Source organism: Variovorax sp. 05L425, from assembly GCF_056397705.1.
Genome location: NZ_JBFTNY010000018.1, coordinates 37572 through 56221, shown reverse-complemented (window position 1 = coordinate 56221; position 18650 = coordinate 37572). Strand labels below are relative to the sequence as shown.

Annotated in this window: 23 protein-coding genes; 13 read left to right on the top strand and 10 right to left on the bottom strand. The window is 64.5% G+C overall.

Annotation, left to right across the window (positions count from 1 at the left end; translation table 11 throughout):
* Positions 1–18 precede the first annotated feature (18 nt).
* Together AC1DN9_RS20465 and AC1DN9_RS20460 are read right to left on the bottom strand one after the other, a co-directional pair.
* Positions 19–732 carry a methyltransferase, TIGR04325 family gene (locus tag AC1DN9_RS20465; RefSeq protein WP_478103286.1) on the bottom strand — a complete coding sequence of 238 codons (714 nt, stop codon included), beginning with the start codon at positions 730–732 and terminating at the stop codon, positions 19–21.
* Positions 733–920: 188 nt separating this feature from the next.
* Positions 921–1115 carry a heavy-metal-associated domain-containing protein gene (locus AC1DN9_RS20460; RefSeq protein WP_478103285.1) on the bottom strand — a complete coding sequence of 65 codons (195 nt, stop codon included), beginning with the start codon at positions 1113–1115 and terminating at the stop codon, positions 921–923.
* A gap of 156 nt (positions 1116–1271) precedes the next feature.
* On the opposite strand from AC1DN9_RS20460, the gene AC1DN9_RS20455 reads away from it, so the two are divergent.
* Positions 1272–1961, top strand: coding sequence for a response regulator transcription factor (locus AC1DN9_RS20455; RefSeq protein WP_478103284.1), 690 nt, complete (start codon positions 1272–1274; stop codon positions 1959–1961).
* Complete coding sequence (locus AC1DN9_RS20450) at positions 1958–3328, top strand: sensor histidine kinase (protein WP_478103282.1); 1371 nt, start codon at positions 1958–1960, stop codon at positions 3326–3328. Before AC1DN9_RS20455 ends, AC1DN9_RS20450 begins: the two co-directional genes overlap by 4 nt.
* A 221-nt stretch (positions 3329–3549) precedes the next feature.
* Here AC1DN9_RS20450 and AC1DN9_RS20445 read toward each other — a convergent pair whose 3' ends face one another.
* Positions 3550–4650 carry an alkene reductase gene (locus AC1DN9_RS20445; protein WP_478103281.1) on the bottom strand — a complete coding sequence of 367 codons (1101 nt, stop codon included), beginning with the start codon at positions 4648–4650 and terminating at the stop codon, positions 3550–3552.
* 117 nt (positions 4651–4767) lie between these two features.
* On the opposite strand from AC1DN9_RS20445, the gene AC1DN9_RS20440 reads away from it, so the two are divergent.
* Positions 4768–5985 (top strand): YbfB/YjiJ family MFS transporter, encoded by a 1218-nt coding sequence (locus AC1DN9_RS20440; protein ID WP_478103280.1) that lies wholly within the window; start codon positions 4768–4770, stop codon positions 5983–5985.
* Positions 5986–6009: 24 nt separating this feature from the next.
* Here the strand turns inward: AC1DN9_RS20440 and gstA are convergent, their stop codons facing one another.
* Positions 6010–6618: a glutathione transferase GstA gene (gene gstA / locus AC1DN9_RS20435; RefSeq protein WP_478103278.1), complete on the bottom strand. Its 609-nt coding sequence runs from the start codon at positions 6616–6618 to the stop codon at positions 6010–6012.
* A gap of 178 nt (positions 6619–6796) precedes the next feature.
* On the opposite strand from gstA, the gene AC1DN9_RS20430 reads away from it, so the two are divergent.
* The 7 genes from AC1DN9_RS20430 (at position 6797) to AC1DN9_RS20400 (ending at position 12814) form a co-directional block, all read left to right on the top strand.
* Positions 6797–6991 carry a DUF1328 family protein gene (locus tag AC1DN9_RS20430; protein ID WP_478103277.1) on the top strand — a complete coding sequence of 65 codons (195 nt, stop codon included), beginning with the start codon at positions 6797–6799 and terminating at the stop codon, positions 6989–6991.
* Between the two features lie 165 nt (positions 6992–7156).
* Positions 7157–9103, top strand: coding sequence for a tRNA uridine-5-carboxymethylaminomethyl(34) synthesis enzyme MnmG (gene mnmG, locus AC1DN9_RS20425; protein WP_478103276.1), 1947 nt, complete (start codon positions 7157–7159; stop codon positions 9101–9103).
* Positions 9100–9738, top strand: coding sequence for a 16S rRNA (guanine(527)-N(7))-methyltransferase RsmG (gene rsmG / locus AC1DN9_RS20420; RefSeq protein ID WP_478103274.1), 639 nt, complete (start codon positions 9100–9102; stop codon positions 9736–9738). The genes mnmG and rsmG overlap by 4 nt, the downstream gene beginning before the upstream one ends.
* Positions 9739–9797: 59 nt before the next feature.
* The gene (locus AC1DN9_RS20415) at positions 9798–10412 is read left to right on the top strand and encodes a LysE family transporter (protein WP_478103273.1); all 615 of its coding nucleotides are present in this window, start codon (positions 9798–9800) and stop codon (positions 10410–10412) included.
* Between the two features lie 65 nt (positions 10413–10477).
* The gene (locus AC1DN9_RS20410; RefSeq protein WP_478103272.1) at positions 10478–11332 is read left to right on the top strand and encodes a ParA family protein; all 855 of its coding nucleotides are present in this window, start codon (positions 10478–10480) and stop codon (positions 11330–11332) included.
* Entirely contained in the window at positions 11322–11867 is a 546-nt protein-coding gene (locus AC1DN9_RS20405) for an RBBP9/YdeN family alpha/beta hydrolase (RefSeq protein ID WP_478103271.1), read from the top strand. Before AC1DN9_RS20410 ends, AC1DN9_RS20405 begins: the two co-directional genes overlap by 11 nt.
* 5 nt (positions 11868–11872) lie before the next feature.
* Positions 11873–12814, top strand: a complete 942-nt coding sequence (locus AC1DN9_RS20400; protein WP_478103269.1) for a ParB/RepB/Spo0J family partition protein — start codon at positions 11873–11875, stop codon at positions 12812–12814.
* Between the two features lie 16 nt (positions 12815–12830).
* Here AC1DN9_RS20400 and AC1DN9_RS20395 read toward each other — a convergent pair whose 3' ends face one another.
* Positions 12831–14255: an FAD-binding oxidoreductase gene (locus AC1DN9_RS20395; protein ID WP_478103267.1), complete on the bottom strand. Its 1425-nt coding sequence runs from the start codon at positions 14253–14255 to the stop codon at positions 12831–12833.
* Positions 14256–14318: 63 nt separating this feature from the next.
* On the opposite strand from AC1DN9_RS20395, the gene AC1DN9_RS20390 reads away from it, so the two are divergent.
* The 3 genes from AC1DN9_RS20390 (at position 14319) to AC1DN9_RS20380 (ending at position 15658) form a co-directional block, all read left to right on the top strand.
* Positions 14319–14897, top strand: coding sequence for a cob(I)yrinic acid a,c-diamide adenosyltransferase (locus tag AC1DN9_RS20390; protein ID WP_478103266.1), 579 nt, complete (start codon positions 14319–14321; stop codon positions 14895–14897).
* Positions 14898–14923: 26 nt separating this feature from the next.
* The gene (locus AC1DN9_RS20385; protein ID WP_478103264.1) at positions 14924–15277 is read left to right on the top strand and encodes a hypothetical protein; all 354 of its coding nucleotides are present in this window, start codon (positions 14924–14926) and stop codon (positions 15275–15277) included.
* Positions 15278–15379: 102 nt separating this feature from the next.
* Complete coding sequence (locus AC1DN9_RS20380) at positions 15380–15658, top strand: hypothetical protein (RefSeq protein ID WP_478103263.1); 279 nt, start codon at positions 15380–15382, stop codon at positions 15656–15658.
* Between the two features lie 30 nt (positions 15659–15688).
* On the opposite strand, the gene AC1DN9_RS20375 is transcribed toward AC1DN9_RS20380, so the two are convergent.
* From AC1DN9_RS20375 to minC, 5 genes are all read right to left on the bottom strand, one after another.
* Positions 15689–15934 carry a hypothetical protein gene (locus AC1DN9_RS20375; RefSeq protein WP_478103262.1) on the bottom strand — a complete coding sequence of 82 codons (246 nt, stop codon included), beginning with the start codon at positions 15932–15934 and terminating at the stop codon, positions 15689–15691.
* A gap of 126 nt (positions 15935–16060) precedes the next feature.
* Entirely contained in the window at positions 16061–16552 is a 492-nt protein-coding gene (phaP, locus tag AC1DN9_RS20370; RefSeq protein ID WP_478103261.1) for a TIGR01841 family phasin, read from the bottom strand.
* 110 nt (positions 16553–16662) lie between these two features.
* Positions 16663–16935 (bottom strand): cell division topological specificity factor MinE, encoded by a 273-nt coding sequence (gene minE, locus AC1DN9_RS20365; RefSeq protein WP_478103259.1) that lies wholly within the window; start codon positions 16933–16935, stop codon positions 16663–16665.
* A gap of 2 nt (positions 16936–16937) precedes the next feature.
* Positions 16938–17753: a septum site-determining protein MinD gene (gene minD / locus AC1DN9_RS20360; protein WP_478103258.1), complete on the bottom strand. Its 816-nt coding sequence runs from the start codon at positions 17751–17753 to the stop codon at positions 16938–16940.
* 49 nt (positions 17754–17802) lie between these two features.
* Complete coding sequence (gene minC, locus AC1DN9_RS20355) at positions 17803–18558, bottom strand: septum site-determining protein MinC (RefSeq protein ID WP_478103257.1); 756 nt, start codon at positions 18556–18558, stop codon at positions 17803–17805.
* Positions 18559–18650 lie beyond the last annotated feature (92 nt).

Genomic DNA, 18650 nt, shown 5'->3' with positions numbered 1-18650 from the left:
CTGCAGCGATCGGTCCGGCTAGTTGAAGAGATCGAAGCAGCAGCCGGCGTAATAAAGTTGCTCGCCCCCGTGGACGAAGGGAATCCGGATGTTGATGCCAGTGTTGCGCCATCCGTCGCGGCGTTCATAGCCCGCAGAGAGCAACTCGGTGAGCAGTTCGTCGTGATGCTGGATGCGGCAGGGCGAAATGCCGGCGTCCGAACTGTTGAGCGTGTAGAGCGTGCGCTCCGGGTGCACCGGGATCATATTGAGAATGATGCGCTTCGGCTTCGAGGGCTGGGCCGCGATGATGTCGGAGATCCGGATCGGAAGGTACGGCAGGCTGCCTGAGGCGTACACGACCTCGTGTGCATCCAATAGGGGCTGATCGTCCGCGACGAACGCCAGCTGATCGCCGACCTGGCGCTGGGCGGCGAGTTCCCGGCCCCGTGCGACCATTTCCTTCGATTCGCTGATGGTCCAGCGCAGGTCCGGCGGGTAGCTCAGCATCCGGCGGAACGCGTAGTACCTCGCGCCCACGTTGCCGCCCACTTCGAGCACGCTGCGCATGCCCTCGGACAAGGCCCGGCCGAGCCAGAATACGCTGGGATAGTCAGAGAACTGGACCTGAGGGATATGGAGGGGTGCCGTGGCGTCCGAGAAGTCGATTGCGGCGCGTGTCGGGGCACAGGCCGCGGCAGCCTCGAAGTCCCCGAAGGAACCCATGAACAGGTTGTCCTGGCGGTTCTCCATGAACCTGCGCCGATAGGAGGATTCCCGCACTGACGACGGGATCAGGTTCCCAAGCATGCGACCCTCTGCGTTCAAGTGTGAATGCAACGGCCATTTTGCACTTTGAAACACAAAGTATTCAACTATTCGGCGAATTTGTTCCTTTTTTCTCAACGGGCGCCGAACCCGTTGCCGTCGGTGGTACAGCGCTACTGCGCTTTGTAACCGGCGTTTTCGATCGCCACGATGATGTCCTGCCTCGGATGCTGGCTGACCACGTCGACATGACCTGTCTCGAGATCGACCGTGACCTGCGCCTTGGGGTCGATGGTCTGTACGGCGTTTTGCACCATGTTGGCGCAATGGTCGCAGCTCATGCCCGTGACCTGAAACTTCTGGCTCATCGTGGATGCTCCTTCAGTGTGAACGAGTTGCAAGTTTGAACCTTCTCACGATGTCAATGTCCAGCGAGGGGACGTGACAGGCCGAGCCTACCGTGTTCGCGCCGCACCGCGTCTCTCATGCTGTAAAAACACATACCTTTTTTTCTCTCACATCCCATGCGAATCCTCCTGGTTGAAGACGATGCGGTCCTGCGCGGTGTGATGCTGCGCAGCCTCGGTGACGCGGGCCATCGCGTCGATGTGGCGGCGAGCGTCGAGGAGGCCGACCACCTCTGGCGTGTGCAGACTTTTGACGCCGTGCTGCTGGACCTGAACCTGCCTGCCACGGTCAGTCCGACCAGCGGCCTCGCCAGCGGCTTGACGGCATTGCGCCATGCGCGGGCGCGCGGCGACCGCACGCCGGTGCTGGTGCTGACGGCACGCAACCGCACGGAGGAGCGAATCGCCGGACTCGATGCGGGCGCCGACGACTACCTTGGCAAGCCCTTCGATCTGGCCGAGGTCGAGGCGCGGCTTCGCGCGCTGGTCCGGCGTGCGCAGGGCACCGAAGACATCGCGATCCTCGGGCAGTTGCGCTTGGACCGGAGGGCGCGGCGCTTCGGGGTTGGCGCCGTGCCGCTCGACCTTCCGGCCCGCGAATTCGAAGTGCTCTGGGAGTTGATGAGTCCACCGGGCCGCACGATCAGCAAGCGCGAGCTCTCGGACAAGCTGTCGACCTTCGACGAATCGCTGGGCGACAACGCGCTGGAGGCTTTCATCTCGCGTCTGCGCAAGAAGCTGGTGGGTAGCGGCGCGGTCATTCGCACCTTGCGCGGCATCGGCTATCTGCTGGAAGCGGACGCGTGACCTCGACGCCGCCGCGCGACTCGGCGGCGCCGTCGTTGACCGCGCGCGTCCTGCGGCGCGTGCTGATTCCGCTGGGCCTGACCTGGTTGGTGGGCACGGCGGTCGCACTCTACGTGGCGAGCTATTTCACCGAGCAGGCCTTCGATCGGGCGATGCTCGACGACGCCTACTCGGTGTCGGCCAATGTGCAGGCCGGCGAGCGCGGCATGGAGTTGTTGCTGTCGCCGCGCGAAGTGACAAGCGTGCTTTTCGACCAGTCCGAGTCGGTGTTCTTCGCCGTGCTGCGGCCGGACGGGTCGTTGCTGGCCGGCCATGAAGGGCTGGAGGCGCCGGCGCCGGAGGCGGGTGCGCGCTACCGTTTTTCGCACGTCCTCTACCAGGGCCAGGCTCTGCGTGCCGTGGTGCTGAACCACGAGGCACCCGACGCCTATCGCGTGGTCATCGCGCAGACCACGCGCGCGCGAACGGTGCTGGTCGAGCGACTGCTGGTCTATTCACTGGCGCCGCAGTTCGTGCTTCTCGCGGCGCTGGCCACCTGGCTTTGGCGCGGGATCGGACGCGAGCTTCGTCCGCTCGGCGAATTGCGGCAGACGCTGGAGAAACGGGACGCTCATGACCTCGCGCCGGTGCCGGTCGCCCGAAGCTCGCGCGAACTCGAGCAGTTGGGAGACACGCTCAATGCGCTGCTCGACCGCTTGGCCCAGAGCGCGTCGGCGCAGCGCGAGTTTGCGGGCAATGTCGCGCATGAACTCCGCACGCCGCTGGCAGGGATTCGTGCGCTCGCTGACTATGGCCTCGCGCAGCAGACGCCGGCGGTGTGGCGCGAGCAGCTGGAGAACATCGCCGCGAGCCAGGCCCGTGCCAGTCATCTCGTGGATCAATTGCTGGCGCTCGCGCTGGCCGATGAGAGCCGCACGGGCCTGCAGCGGCAACCGCTGCGGCTCGATGAGCTGATTCAGCACGCCGTGCTGCGGCACCTCGCACGCGCGGATGCGAAGGGTGTGGACCTGGGCGCGCAAGGGCTCGACGAGCCGGTGACCGTGGTCGCGAATGTGGCGCTGGTCGAAGGCACGCTCGACAACCTGATCGACAACGCGCTGCGTTATGGCGGACGCACGATCACCATCGAGCTCGCCGGACACACAATGAGCGTGGTCGACGACGGCCCGGGCATTCCGCCGGAAACGCAGAGCGACCTGATGCAGCGCTGGGCGCAGGGGCCGGCGGGCCAAAAGCTGGGACAAGGAGCGGGCCTCGGCCTTGCGATCGTCGCCCGCTACGCCAGGCTGCTCGGTGCCGAACTCACCTTCGCCAAGGCGTCCAAAGAAGGCGGCCTGCGCGTCAGCGTCGCCTTCACCTCATCCTGAATGCAGGCCTGCCGCACCCGCACAGCCAAGGCCAGAAACCCCGCGGAACCGGCTTTGCCGAGCCGCAGGGGTTGCCCCCGGAAGGGGGTTGGCGGCCACACGAAGTGGGCAAGCCTGGGGGCGAACTCATGAACCCCGCGGAACCGGCTTGCCGGGCCGCTGGGGTTGCCCCGGTAGGGGGTGGGCGCCCGACACGAAGTGCGGGCAACCTGGGGGCGAGCTCAAAGTGCCGGGTAGTCGATATAACCGGCTTCGCCGCCGCCGTAGAACGTGTTCTTGTCCCATGGATTCAGTGGCGCACCTTCGCGCAGGCGGCGAACCAGGTCAGGGTTGGAGATGAAGGGCTTGCCAAAGGCGACCAGGTCGTCGCCTTCCTTCAGTGCTTCCTCGGCGAGCGACTTGTCGTAGCCGTTGTTCACCATCCACGCGCCCTTGCCGCCGGCCTGGCGATAGGCCGCCTTGAGGGATTCGTAGTCGAACGGGCGATCGGCAAGTTCGCGCGGGCCGCCGGTGGCGCCTTCGATGACGTGGATGTAGGCGAGATTCAGCGGCGCGAGCTGCCGGATGACGTAGTCGAACAGCGATTGCGGGTCGTCGTCATGCACGTCGTTGGCCGGGGTGACAGGCGACAGGCGGATGCCGGTCTTGCCACCGCCGACGGCGTCGACCACCGCGCGCGTCACTTCGAGCAACAGGCGCGCGCGGTTCTGGATGCTGCCGCCGTAGTCGTCGGTGCGCTTGTTGCTGCCGGTCTTGAGGAACTGGTCGAGCAAATAGCCGTTGGCGCCGTGGATCTCCACGCCATCGAAGCCCGCGGTCTCGACCGCGCTGCGAGCGGCGACGGCATAGGCGTGCACGATCCCGGGCAGCTCGCTGGCGTCGAGCGCGCGGGGCTCGGAGGTGTCGGTGAAGGTCGGGACGCCGTCCCTGATGAGCACGGTCTTGGTCTTGGCCGCGATGGCGGAGGGCGCGACAGGCTTGCCGCCGTCGGGTTGAAGCTCCGTGTGCGAGACGCGCCCGACGTGCCACAACTGCACGACGATCTTGCCGCCCTCGGCGTGCACGGCATCGGTGACGCGCTTCCAGCCATCGAGCTGCTCGGTGCCATAGAGTCCGGGCACGTCCGCATAGCCCTGGCCCTGGTGGCTGATGGCGGTGGCTTCGGTGATCAGCAGACCGGCGCTGGCGCGCTGCGCGTAGTAGGTCGCTGTGATGTCGCGCGGCACTGCGTCGGGTGCGCGGTTGCGCGTGAGCGGCGCCATGACGATGCGATTGCTGAGTTGGAGGTCGCCAGCTTGCACGGGATCGAAGAGGGAGGACATCTTGGAGTTGATGAATGTTGTGGAGAACGAGACGGAGGGTAGTCCCCTGACATCAGCCCCGCTGTCGCGGGGTTGTCGCTTTGCTGGTAGGTGCTGCCTCAGAATCGCCGCGCATCCATGACTGTTCACGACGCCACGCCCACGCCCGCGCAAGTGCTGCGATTGGCGTTGGCGCTCTCGCTGGGTGCCGCGGTCTCGCTCGGCATCACGCGCTTTTCGTACGGCCTGCTTCTTCCGCCCATGCGCGAAGACCTCGGTTGGAGCTACACCCTTGCGGGGAGCATGAACACGGCGAACGCCGCAGGCTATCTTTTGGGCGCGTTGATGACGCCGGCTCTGATGCGACGCTTCGGCCCGATACGCCTGCTGGTCGGCGGCGCGCTGTGGGCCAGTGTCTTCATGGTGGCCAGCGGCTTCTTCACGTCGGCGGCAGCCTTGCTGTTGCAACGGCTGCTGGCGGGGCTCGCGAGTGCCTGGGTGTTCGTGGCGGGTGGATTGCTGGCGGCACGCCTGGGCACGCTGCAGCCGTCGCGCGCTGGTTTTCTGCTTGGGCTGTACTACGGCGGTACGGGCCTTGGCATCACGCTCTCGGCGCTGCTGGTGCCCGCGGTGCTGCAGGCCGCGGCCGGTGTTTCACATGGCTGGGCCTGGGCATGGTGGGCGCTTGCGCTCGCGAGTTTTGCGGCGACCGCAGTATTGGCCGCCGCGATGCGTGCGATGCCGGTGCAGGTGCACGTGCAACCGGTGGCCGCGTCACAGCACGCCGTGCGGTTCGACAGAACGCCTGTGCGTCGCTTCAGCTGGGCGCTCGCCGGCTACACGCTGTTCGGTGCCGGCTACATCGGCTACATGACCTTCGTGATCGCGCTGCTGCGCGAGCAGGGCGCCAGGGCGGGCGACATCACGATGTTCTACGCCTTCCTGGGGCTGGCTTGCATGGCTTCGTCGCGGCTATGGGCTGGCCTGTTGGACCGCTATCGCGGCGGGGGACCGCAAGCGTTTCTCAACGCACTGCTGGGGGTGGCCACGATGCTGCCGGTGCTGAGCCATGCATGGCCCGTGGCCATGGCGTCGGGCCTTCTGTTCGGCGCGGTGTTTCTGTCGGTCGTGGCGTCGACGACAGCCTTGGTGAGGCACAACCTCCCGGCTGCGCAATGGGCGACGGGTATCAGCGCCTTCACGATCGCCTTCGCGTTGGGGCAGATCGTGGGGCCGACCGTTGCCGGATGGATCTCGGACGGGGCCGGCGGCCTGGCCCGAGGTCTCGTGGCCTCGGGGGTCACGCTATGGGCGGGTGCATTGCTCGCGTCAAGGCAGAAGCCGTTGACGCACTGAGTGCCGCACCCGCAGCGCTCCCCTTTACTTGAGCAGGCCTTCGACCTTCATCGCTTCCTGCACGGCCGGTCGTGCGCCAACGCGCGCATGCCAGGCCTTGACGTTGGCACAGGAAGAGATGTCGACGCCCGTCGGCTGCGTCCAGTTGGTCACCGTGAACAGGTAGCCGTCGGCGACGGTGAAGTGTTCGCCCATGAGGTAGTCCTTGCCTGCGAGTTGGCCGTCGAGCCACTCGTAGCGCGACTTGAGCTTGGTCTTGAAAACCGTCTTGGCTTCTTCTTGCATGTTGGGGTTGAACAGCGGCGAGAAGCTCTTGTGGATCTCGGTACCGATGAAGGTCAGCCACTCCTGCAGGCGATAGCGCGAGAGGGTTCCGTTGGCCGGCGCAAGGTTCTTCGCAGGCGCGAGGTCGGCAACGTACTGCACGATGGCCGGGCCTTCGCGCAGGCGCGTGCCATCGTCGAGTTCGAGCAGCGGCACATAGCCCAACGGATTGATGCCGTAGTAGTCGGTTCCATCTTGCAGCTTGTGGCTCTTCGTGCTGGCGAGCACGGGTTCGAAGGCGAGGCCGGCTTCACGCAGCGCGATATGGGGAGACAGCGAGCAGGCGCCCGGCGAGTAGTACAGCTTCATGCGAAAAACTCCAATGGAATGACGAAAAACATTTTTCGGAAGGGGAGGCTGATGCTAGCGGGTTCGAGGTCTCCGCGTTTTTGTCCTACGGCGTCTCGCGTGGGGCGACTATGAGCGCCGGCTGTGCGACTCTCTAAGCTCGCAGCGCTGCGGTGGTGTCATCGCGAGGAGTCGGCTCATGTTGAAGTACGCGATTATTTTTGCCGTGATCTCGCTGATTGCCGGTGCGCTGGGCTTCGGTGGCGTGGCCGCGGGAGCGGCCGGTATCGCCAAGATCCTGTTCGGGCTGTTCCTGATTCTTGCAGTGGTGTTCCTCGTGCTGGCCGCGCTGGGCGTAGGGGCTGCGAAGAAGGCGTTGGATCGAGCCCCATAGCGCGCACGTTTGCTATTCAATTGATAGCGGAAAAGTCAATGGCGACAAGGGATTGGAGCGAGTCTGGGTAGGGATTTGTTTGTCCTTCAACGGGCATGCAAAGGCGCGGGCGATTAAAATCAGCGCCCCTTTGCGCAGCGCACGCGCCAGTGCGTCCTCACTCTCATGCTCTATCCCGAAGAATTCGATGTGATCGTCGTTGGCGGCGGCCATGCCGGCACCGAGGCCGCGCTTGCATCCGCCCGAATGGGCGCCCGCACGCTCCTGCTTTCCCACAACATCGAGACATTGGGGCAGATGAGCTGCAACCCCTCGATCGGCGGCATCGGCAAGGGCCACCTCGTCAAGGAAGTCGATGCGCTTGGCGGAGCCATGGCGATCGCGACGGACGAAGGAGGAATCCAGTTCCGGGTGCTCAATTCGAGCAAGGGGCCGGCGGTGCGCGCAACCCGCGCGCAGGCCGATCGGGTTCTCTACAAGGCGGCGATCCGGCGCCGGCTGGAAAATCAGCCCAACCTTTCGCTGTTCCAACAAGCGGTCGACGACTTGATGATCGAAGGCGACCGCGTAGTCGGCGCCGTCACGCAGGTCGGAATTGCCTTCCGTGCTCGCGCAGTGGTGCTCACGGCGGGGACCTTCCTCGATGGGCGCATTCACGTGGGGCTCGACAACTACCAGGCCGGGCGAGCGGGCGATCCGCCGGCGGTCAGCCTCTCGGCACGGCTCAAGGAGCTGAAGCTGCCTCAAGGTCGCCTCAAGACTGGCACCCCACCGCGGCTGGATGGGCGGACCATCGACTTTTCGAAGTGCGTGGAGCAGCCCGGCGACGGCATGCCGGGCGGTGCCGGCCCAATGCCGGTTTTCAGCTTCATGGGCCGCGCGGACATGCACCCGCAGCAGATGCCCTGCTGGATCACGAACACCAACGCCCGCACGCACGAAATCATCCGTTCAGGCTTTGACCGCAGCCCGATGTTCACCGGCAAGATCGACGGCGTCGGCCCGCGCTATTGCCCGAGTGTCGAGGACAAGATCAACCGATTCGCCGATAAGGAAAGCCATCAGATTTTCCTGGAGCCGGAAGGGCTTACCACCAACGAGTACTACCCGAACGGAATCTCGACCAGCCTGCCGTTCGACATCCAGTACCAATTGGTCCGTTCGATGGCGGGCCTGGAGAACGCCCACATCCTCCGACCCGGCTACGCGATCGAATACGACTACTTCGACCCGCGCGAGCTGCGGAGCAATTTCGAGACGCGTGCCATCCACGGTTTGTTCTTTGCGGGCCAGATCAACGGTACGACGGGTTATGAAGAGGCGGCCGCTCAGGGTCTCTTCGCGGGCATCAATGCTGCACTGCAATGCCGCGGCGAAGATCCATGGCTGCCTCGCCGCGACGAAGCCTATTTGGGAGTCTTGGTCGATGACCTGATCACCAAGGGCGTGACCGAGCCCTACCGGATGTTCACAAGCCGCGCCGAATTCCGGCTGCAGCTGCGAGAAGACAACGCCGACATGCGGTTGACCGAGGCGGGGCGGAAGCTGGGTCTGGTGGATGACGCGCGCTGGGATGCGTTCGCCCGCAAGCGAGATCTTGTTTCACGTGAAACAGAGCGGCTTCGTTCGATCTGGGTGAATCCGCGGAACTTGCCGGCAAGCGAGTCCGAGCGTGTGCTGGGCAAGGCCATCGACCATGAACACAATCTTGGCGAGCTTCTGCGTCGGCCGAACGTGAGCTACGAGTCGCTGATGTCGTTGGACGGCGGCAAATATCGTGCGGATGCTCCGTTGGGCGAAACGGAGATCGAGCAAATCGAGATCGCCGCCAAATATTCCGGCTACATCAATCGCCAACATGACGAAGTAGAGCGGGCCGCGCATTTCGAGAACCTGAAACTGCCGGATGATCTCGATTACAGCCAGGTCAAGGCCTTGAGTTTCGAAGTCCGGCAAAAGCTCACCAAGCACCGGCCCGAAACTCTGGGCATGGCTTCGCGGATTTCCGGCGTGACGCCAGCGGCGATCTCTCTGCTGATGATCCATCTCCGCAAAGGCGGGCATCGCGCATTCGTACGCGACCCGGCGGCAGAGCCGCAAGCCGCCGAATGAGCCAGGAGCAAATGCTGCGGCAGGGTGCCTCAGAGCTCGGCATCACATTGACCGACCGCCAGAGCGAGCAGCTGCTCGCCTACGGTGCGCTCATCCTCAAGTGGAACAAGGTCTACAACCTGACCGCCTTGCGCGACCCGGCGACGGTACTTACGCATCATTTGCTCGACAGCCTTGCGGCCGTAGGTCCGCTCAGTCGAGAACGTGCCGGCCCGGCGAAACTCCTGGACGTTGGTGCCGGGGCCGGGCTGCCGGGTGTCGTGATTGCGATTCTGCGAGGGGATATTGACATCACGTGTGTCGATGCCGTCGCCAAGAAGGCGGCGTTCATTCAGCAGGTTGCGTCGGAGCTCGAGCTTCGCAATCTCCGGGGATTGCACGCACGCGTCGAGTCCATGACGGGCCAATACGAAGTCATCAGCTCCCGGGCCTTCGCGTCCCTTGCGGATTTCGTCTCAGGGTCGTTACACCTCCTGGCCCCGGGTGCCACTTGGCTGGCCATGAAGGGCAGGGTGCCCAACGAGGAAATCGCCCACCTTCCGCCCGAAGTCGAGGTGTTTCACGTGGAACAACTGTCTGTTCCGGGCCTTGATGCCGAGCGATGCATCGTCTGGATGCGAAAACCTGTCGCCTGACCGACGTCGCGCGCGTCGACCTCGCTTAGACTCGACGCTTCCCTTTTTGAGCAATTTGCATGTTCGGCATCGCTGATTACGGCGCGTTCGTCGCGGCCATCGTTCTCTTTCTGGCGATTCCCGGGCCGGGAAATCTGGCGTTGATCACGTCGACGAGCAAAGGCGGAATTCGCGGGGGCTTGGCGGCCACTTTGGGCGTCATTGCAGGCGACCAAGTGCTGATGTGGGCTGCCGTTGCCGGCGTTGCCACACTTCTGACGGCTTACCCGACGGCATTCCGGGGCGTGCAATGGCTCGGCGCCGCCTATCTTGCATGGCTCGGCTTCAAGATGCTGCGGGCCAAGCCTGGTGCCGCGCCGATCCTCAACATCCGCCCCCGGCAGTATCTTCGCCAAGCGATGATGATCACGCTGCTGAATCCGAAGGCGATCGTCTTCTATATGGCGTTCTTCCCGCTCTTCGTCGATCCGGCCCGCCATCAGGGGCTCACCACCTTCGCGGTCATGGCCCTGACCATCGCCACCTTGACCTTTCTGTATGGTCTGACGGCAACGCTGTTGACGCATTTCCTGGCCGAGCGGGTGCGCGCCAATCCGCGCATCTCGGGTGTTCTGGGCAAGTTGGCAGGCGTTTTTCTGATCGGATTCGGCTTCAGGCTTGCGATTTCCAGGTAAGCATGAAAAACCTCCAGCATCCCTTCCATGTTTTTCGCCAGACTGCCGGGCAGGGCGGCTGAGACATGGCAAAGATCTTCTGCATCGCGAACCAAAAAGGCGGCGTCGGCAAGACGACGACCACGGTGAATCTGGCGGCAGGCCTGGCCAATGTCGGCCAGCGCGTCCTGATGATCGACCTGGATCCGCAGGGCAATGCCACCATGGGCTCAGGCATCGACAAGCGTCAGCTCGAAACCACGGTGTATGACGTGTTGCTGGAGTCGGCGTCCGTGGCCGAAGCCCGCGTGAAGTCAGAGAAGTGCGGCTATGACGTTCTGGGTGCGAACCGGGAACTGGCCGGCGCTGAAGTCGAAATGGTGGCGCTCGATCGGCGCGAAAAGCGCCTGCGCACGGCGCTGGCGGCGGTGGGTGCGGAGTACGACTTCATCCTGATCGATTGCCCGCCCAGCCTCAGCTTGCTGACGCTCAATGGCTTGTGTGCCGCGCACGGCGTCATCGTCCCGATGCAGTGCGAGTATTTCGCCCTCGAAGGGCTGACGGACCTGGTCAACACCATCAAGCAGGTCCACGCGAATCTCAACAAGAACTTGCAGATCATCGGCCTGCTGCGCGTGATGTTCGATCCGCGCATTACCCTGCAGCAGCAGGTCAGCGAGCAGCTCAAGGCGCATTTTGGCGACAAGGTGTTCGATACGGTGATTCCCCGCAACGTGCGGCTGGCCGAAGCGCCGAGCTACGGCTTGCCCGGGGTCGTGTTCGACCCGCCCGCCAAGGGCAGCCAGGCGTTCATCGCTTTCGCGCAGGAACTCGTCGTCAAGATGCCGCCTGCGAGCGCGATGGCGGCGGAAACGGCGCCCGCTGCACCCGTGCCCATGGACGCGCCGCAAGTCACGGTACATGCCCCCGATGGCCCCTGAGCCCAAGATCCTGTTGCTGCCCGGCTGGCAGAACAGCGACCCCGCCCATTGGCAAAGCCGCTGGGAGGCGGCCTATGGCGACCATCGGGTCGACCAGCACGACTGGATGCGGCCTCTGCGCGGCGATTGGTCGGCGCGACTCGAGGAGGAGGTGCTGGCCGCACCCGGCCCGGTGGCGCTCGTGGCGCACAGCCTGGGATGCGTCCTCGTGGCAGCATGGGCCGCTCACTCGGGCCATACGGGCAAGGTACGTGCCGCATTGCTCGTCGCACCGGGCGATGCGGAGCGCGACGACCTGCGGCAGATGATCCCAGGCTGGGCGCCCATCGTCCGCCGGCCGCTGCCGTTTTCCGCCTTGATGGTCGCGGCGAACAACGATCCTTACTGTGCAGCCGAACGCTCCCGCGAAATGGCCGAGGACTGGGGCGCCGGTTATGTTGACCTTGGTGCTTGTGGCCATATCAACAGCGAATCCGGCCTCGACGACTGGCCCGAAGGCCGCAAGCTGCTGAACGACCTCTTGAAGGAAAAATGATCTCCATGGCGACCAAAAAACCCAAGGGCCTCGGCCGCGGACTCGAAGCACTTCTCGGGCCGACTTTCAACGGCTCGGACAATGCCGTGATTGACGACGCCGCGCCACCCAACCCGACGACTTTGAATCTCGACCAGATGGTGCCCGGCGTCTACCAGCCACGCACGCAGATGGACGAGGGCGCGCTCTACGAGCTGGCCGAAAGCATCAAGGCGCAGGGGATCATGCAGCCGATTCTGGTTCGCCGACTCGATCCGGACATCGCACGCGCCAAGAACGCCGAGTTCGAAATCATCGCGGGTGAACGACGTTTCCGGGCCGCCAGCCTGGCCGGGCTCGAAAGTGTGCCGGTGTTGGTGCGCGACGTGCCCGATGAAGCCGCCGCGGCCATGTCGCTCATCGAGAACATCCAGCGTGAAGATCTGAATCCGCTGGAGGAAGCCCAAGGTTTGCAACGCCTGGTCGTTGAGTTTGGGCTCACTCACGAATCGGCGGCGCAGGCCGTCGGGCGTTCCCGAAGCGCCGCGAGCAATCTGCTGCGCCTGCTGAACCTTGCTGAGCCGGCTCAGGCGATGCTCATGGCCGGCGACATCGACATGGGCCACGCGCGCGCGCTGCTGTCGCTCGACAAGGGCACCCAAATCACCGCCGCCAACCAGATCGCCGCCAAGAAGATGTCGGTGCGCGAGACCGAGGCGCTCGTGAAGAAGCTGGCGGCCGAGTTCAGTCTCTCGCCTTCATCGCGGCGCGGCGCGGCCGAAAAGTCGCGCGACTTGCTTCGGGTAGAGGAGGAACTTGCCGACCTGTTGGCGGCCGAGGTCGAAGTCCGCATCAAGAAGCGGAGCAAGCGCAATGGCCGGGTGGAAGAGAGCGGCGAACTCGCCATCCACTTCGGCTCTCTCGACGCGCTCAACGGCCTGATAGACCGCATCCGCCAGACGGCGTGAATTGACGGGGAAGGTCTCAGAGGCTGAAGATCTTCCCGGGATTCATGATGTTCTTCGGGTCGAGTGCCCGCTTGATCGTGCGCATCATGTCGACCGCGCCAGCGCCGGCCTCGGTCACGAGGAAGCCCATCTTGTGCAGCCCGACGCCATGTTCGCCCGTGCAGGTGCCTTCGAGTGCGAGCGCGCGTGATACCAGGGCGTGATTCAGTTTCTCGGCAGTTACGCGTTCTTCGGGTGCGTTGGGGTCGAGAAGGTAGCCGAAATGGAAATTCCCATCTCCGACGTGGCCGACCAGGAAGTAGGGGATGCCACTCGCATCAGCTTCCGCGACCGATTCGAGCAGGCAATCTGCAAGCCGGGAAATCGGCACGCAGGTGTCGGTCGAAATCACGCGGCAACCTGGGCGCGACTGCACGGCGGCGAAATAGCTGTTGTGCCGCGCTGTCCAGAGGCGGGTGCGCTCTTCCGGCGTGCTGGCCCACTCGAAAGCCTTGCCGCCGTGGCCGCTGGCGAGTTCTTGCACGGTTTCAGCCTGCTCTTTCACGCCGCTGGGCGATCCATGGAATTCCATCAGCAGCATGGGTTCTTCGCGCAGGCTGAGCTTGGCGTACGCATTGACCATCCGCACCGTGTTCACGTCGATCAGTTCGACGCGCGCGATCGGCACCCCCAGTTGGATGATCTCGATGGTCGTGCGCACGGCCGCCTCGATGCTCGGGAATGAGCAGATCGCTGCCGACACGGCCTCGGGCAGGGGATAGATGCGCAGGGTGATCTCGGTGATCACGCCCAGCGTGCCCTCGCTGCCGACCAGGAGGCGTGTGAGGTCATAACCCGCCGACGATTTCTTGGCCCGCGTGCCCGTGCGGATCACCTCGCCGCTCGCGGTGACGACTTCGAGGCCAAGCACGTTCTCGCGCATCGTGCCGTAGCGCACCGCGTTCGTGCCGCTGGCGCGCGTCGCCGCCATCCCGCCGATGGAGGCGTCCGCGCCCGGGTCGATCGGGAAGAACAGGCCCGTGCTCTTGATCTCCTCGTTCAGCTGCTTGCGCGTCACGCCGGGTTGTACGGTCACCGTCAGGTCGTCGGCATTGGTCGACAGCACGCGGTTCATGCGGCTGACGTCGATGCTGATGCCGCCCTGCACGGCCAGCAGGTGCCCTTCGAGCGACGAGCCGACGCCAAAGGGGATCACCGGAACGCTGTATTCGCTTGCCAGCTTGACTGCGTCGGCCACATCCTGCGTGCTCTCGGCGAAGATCACGGCCGAAGGCGGTGGTGCATCAAAAGAGGACTCGTCGCGGCCGTGCTGCGTGCGCACGGCGAGCGCCGTGGAGCATTGCTCGCCGAAACGCGCCTTCAGGGCTTCGATCAGCGCGTCGGGTACCTCGCGCAGCGCGATCTCCGGCGTGAGATGGGAAAGGGCGGTGGGCGCGTTCATCGGCTGTCTCCTGAAGGGTCTACCATTCTACGAATCGCACCCCCGAAAGATACAGAGCACTCCATGGGCAACCGACTCACACAGATCGCGACGCGCACCGGCGACGACGGCACCACCGGCCTCGGCGACAACACGCGCGTCCCCAAGGACCACCTGCGCGTGCATGCGATGGGTGACGTCGACGAACTCAACTCGCAGATCGGCGTGCTGCTCTGCGAGCCCATGCCCGAGGCCGTGCGCGAACTGCTCGTTGACGTGCAGCATCAGCTCTTCAACCTCGGCGGCGAGTTGTCGATGCCGGGCTTCACCCTGCTCAAGGCAGAGGCGCTGCTGCAACTCGACAACGCCCTGGCCGATCACAATGCGACTCTGCCGAGATTGGCCGAATTCATCCTGCCAGCCGGTACTCGCGCGGCATCGCTGGCGCATGTGTGCCGCACGGTCGCGCGCCGCGCCGAGCGCGCGGTCGTCTCCCTTGGCGCGCAGGCCGAGATCAACGATACGCCGCGCCGTTACCTCAATCGCCTGAGCGATCTGCTGTTCGTGCTGGCGCGCGTGCTCAATCGGATGGATGGCGGCGACGACGTGTACTGGAAGAGCGAGCGCATGGCGAGAGCCGCCGCCGACAACAAGACAGCCTGAATTTGAATCGAAAGGAATCGAAGCCCATGTTCTCATCCCGCGCAACAACGACTCTCGCGCTTGTCGTCGCAGCAGCACTGACGCAAACCGCCTTCGCGCAAAACGCGGACAGCCCGCCGCAGCCGAAGCGCAGCCACGCGGCGGCGAAGGCGGCTCCGCACGACAGCAAGGTCCTGAATGGCATCGAACGCGGGACGGATGCAGCCGGCCATGGCATCGAGCGCGGCGCCAGCGCCACCCGGCGCGGCGTGGACAACACGGCCGAGCGGGCGAGCGCGCCGGTGCGGCGATGGGGCGAGGCGCTGGGACGCAAGATCACGCCGCACGGCGCCGGTTACGCCGCGGCGCCGTCCACTGGGCCTCAAGGCACCGCACCGTGAGGCGGACCGGGCAGGTCCCGGTCCCAGCTTTACTTTTGCTTCATCGGAGACATACATGCGCGTTCGACACTGGACTCCTCGTCAATGCAGAAGGAGGTCCAGATGAACAAGTCGAAAAGCATGACTGCCGTTGCCGCCGCGCTGGCGATGTGCATGGCAGGAAGCGCCTTCGCGCAGGACCGGCGCTTCGACGGGGGACCCGATCGGCATGACCGGTACGAGCAGCAGGGGTCGCGCGTCGAGCATGGCCCTGGCGCAGACCGCGACCACCGGGATGTACGGCCGCAACCGCAGTTCATAGGACGGGGCTACGTCCAGCCCTACGCGGACTGGCATCGCGGAGCCCGGCTGTCTGGCGAGTATCGAGAAATGCCGTCGTGAACGGCTGGCGCGCCAACTGGCCGCAGTAGCTCAGGTGGTCGACGGCGCCATCTGTGCGCAGACGTTGCGACCCGTGATGGTGAGGCGAAGTCCGCCGCCGTGCCATTCGAGCCAGTTCAGTCTGACGTAGGCGTCGATGTCGTTGTCGTCAATCCGGCCAGCCTGGTGGCGCTGGAGGTGATCGACGGTGGCAGGCAGGGCCTGCCGCAGTCGTTCACGGTTGGCGGCTTCGCTGGCTGCCCTGGAAGATGCGCGCGTCTGAGAAATCGATGCCATGGCTGATACGTGATCGTTCGGATCGCAAAGGTAAACCGTATCAATGTACGCTTCTTGCAGCCGACGTCACGGACCTATTTCTCGTTTTCGCGCAGGACAAACACTGAGCGAAGGCCTTCCCAAGGCCTACTTGCGCGTGCGCAAGAGCTTGCTGACTTCGTCCACGTTGTCGCTGATGCGCTTGCGCACCACGTCGAAAGCCTCGGCCTGCGACTTGGCTGCCATCTCGGACAGTTCGCGGATGTCATTGAGCGCCTGCTTGAACGCCGCCTTGCCCATGGCGTCGAGCTTGGCGAGGTTCTCGCGTGGATCGCCAGCCGACATGCCCTTGACCGTGCCCTGCCATTCCTGGATCGAAGTCTTGAGCATCTCGGTCTGGCGTTTCACGACGGCCTGCAGTCCCTGGTAGGACTTCTCGTTGGCTTGCATGAGGGCTTGCAGGTCCTTGCGTCCACCTTCGACGATCGCGCCGGCCGCGCCGGCCAGTGGAAGGTTCTGAAGGCGATCGGAAATGCCTTTCAGCGGCTTGATGAAGGCGTCCTGGACGTCCTCGGCGGCCGTGCCGCGCGGTGAGCCCGCCTTTTTCGCGGCGGTAGTGCTCGTTTTGCTAGTTGCCATGGTGCGGTGTCTCCAGGTTGGTGTTGGAGTTGCCACGATACGCCCTCAGGGCGGTCCGATGGAAGCCCTGGATGACGAATTCACGGCCGTGGCGAGCCTGCTGCCTGCGCTCAGCGTGCCGCGAGCGCGGCGTCGGGCAGTTCGATCTTGACCTCGAGCACCTCAAGATCGTCCTGCTTCTCCAGGTGGACCTTGATGTCCTCGGCCTTGATCGAGACGTACTTGGAGATCACTGCGATCAGCTCGCGCTGCAGCTCAGGCAGGTAGTCGGGGCGCTTGCCGCTCAGGCTGCTCCGCTCGTGCGCGAGGATGATTTGCAGCCGTTCCTTGGCGACGCTCGCCGTCTTCTTCTTTTCGCCCAGCAGAAAGGAAAAGAGTGACATGGCTACCTCGTTCCGAAGATTCGTTTGAAGAAGCCGGGCTTCTCGGCGTCGACGAAGCGCATCGGCTTTTCTTCGCCGAGGAAGCGCGCCACCACATCGCTGTAGGCCTGGGCCACGTCGGTTTCCTTGTCGTGGATCGCCGGCACACCCTGGTTGGAGGCCTGCAGCACGCTCTCGGACTCGGGGATCACGCCAATAAGCTTGATGCGCAGGATGTCCTGGATGTCTTCCAGCGACAGCATCTGTCCGCCGGCCACGCGATTGGGGTTGTAGCGCGTGATCAGCAGGTGTTCCTTGATGGGGTCGCCGCCTTCCTTGGCACGCTTGGTCTTCGAGCTCAGCATGCCGAGGATGCGGTCGGAGTCGCGCACCGAGGAGACTTCGGGATTGGTCACGACCAGCGCCTCGTCGGCGAAGTGCATCGCCATCAGTGCCCCGACCTCGATGCCCGCGGGCGAGTCGCACACGATGTAGTCGAAACCCTGGTCGGCGAGTTCCTTGAGGATTTTCTCGACGCCTTCCTGCGTGAGCGCGTCCTTGTCGCGCGTCTGCGAGGCGGCCAGCACGTGCAGGTTGTCGCAGTGCTTGTCCTTGATGAGCGCCTGGCTCAGGTTGGCCTCGCCCTGGATGACGTTGATGAGGTCGAACACCACCCGGCGCTCGCAGCCCATGATCAGATCTAGGTTGCGCAGGCCGACGTCGAAGTCGATCACGGCCGTCTTCTTGCCCGCGAGGGCGAGCCCCGATGCAAAGCTCGCGCTCGTGGTCGTCTTGCCGACGCCGCCTTTGCCTGAGGTCACCACCACAATTTTGGCCATTGCCATTCCTTCTTCGTTCGTTTCGGTTGTTCTGTTGCGCGGAGCCGGATCAGAGGATCGGGTTCATGACTATTTTTTTGCCGTCCAGCGAGATCTGTGCCGTCTTGCCGGCGATGTCGTCCGGCAGCGCGACTTCGGCGGTGCGGTAGATGCCGGCAATGGCCACCAGCTGCGCCTCCATGCAGGTCGTGAAGATACGTGCCCCGGTGTCGCCGCGTGCTCCGGCGATCGCCTTGCCGCGCAATGGTGCGTAAACGTGCACGTTGCCGTCCGCGATGACTTCGGCGCCGAAGCTCACGACGGCGGTCACGATCACGTCGCCACCGCGCGCATACACCTGCTGGCCCGAACGCAGCGGCTTGTCGATGACGAGCGTGCCGTTGGCAGGCACCGGCACCTCGCGCACGATCTGGGGAGCTTCGCTCGGCGCCTCGGCCGGCGGTGCGGGCGCCCGAGGCGTCGGCGCGACCGGCATGGCCGTGATCGACAGGCCTGCAGCCCGCGCGGCGATGTTCTGGGCATTGCTGCCGCCGCGCACCGCGACGGGTTGCGTCTGGTGGCGCGCCAGCAGGCTGCGCAGCGCGGCGAAGTCGATGTCGGCTCCCGCCTGCTCTTCCTGCAACAGCGAAAGGTCGATGACCACCGGCTCCTGCTCGAAGAAGTCGGGGGAGTCCGCCAATTGGGCGTCGAGCGCCTCCGCCAGGACCTCTAGATCAGCGGTCTTGAGGATGACCGCGATCAGCGGCAGCGTGGCGCTCTTGAATTCGAATACCGCCTTGGTGCGCGCGGCGGAAGCATCGGCCATGGAAAACGTAGGTTCGAAAAGCGTTGGAGTCTAACGGGAGTGGCTTCCGCGCCGTGAAACTCTTCGATCTCGATGACGCGACACAACATCTC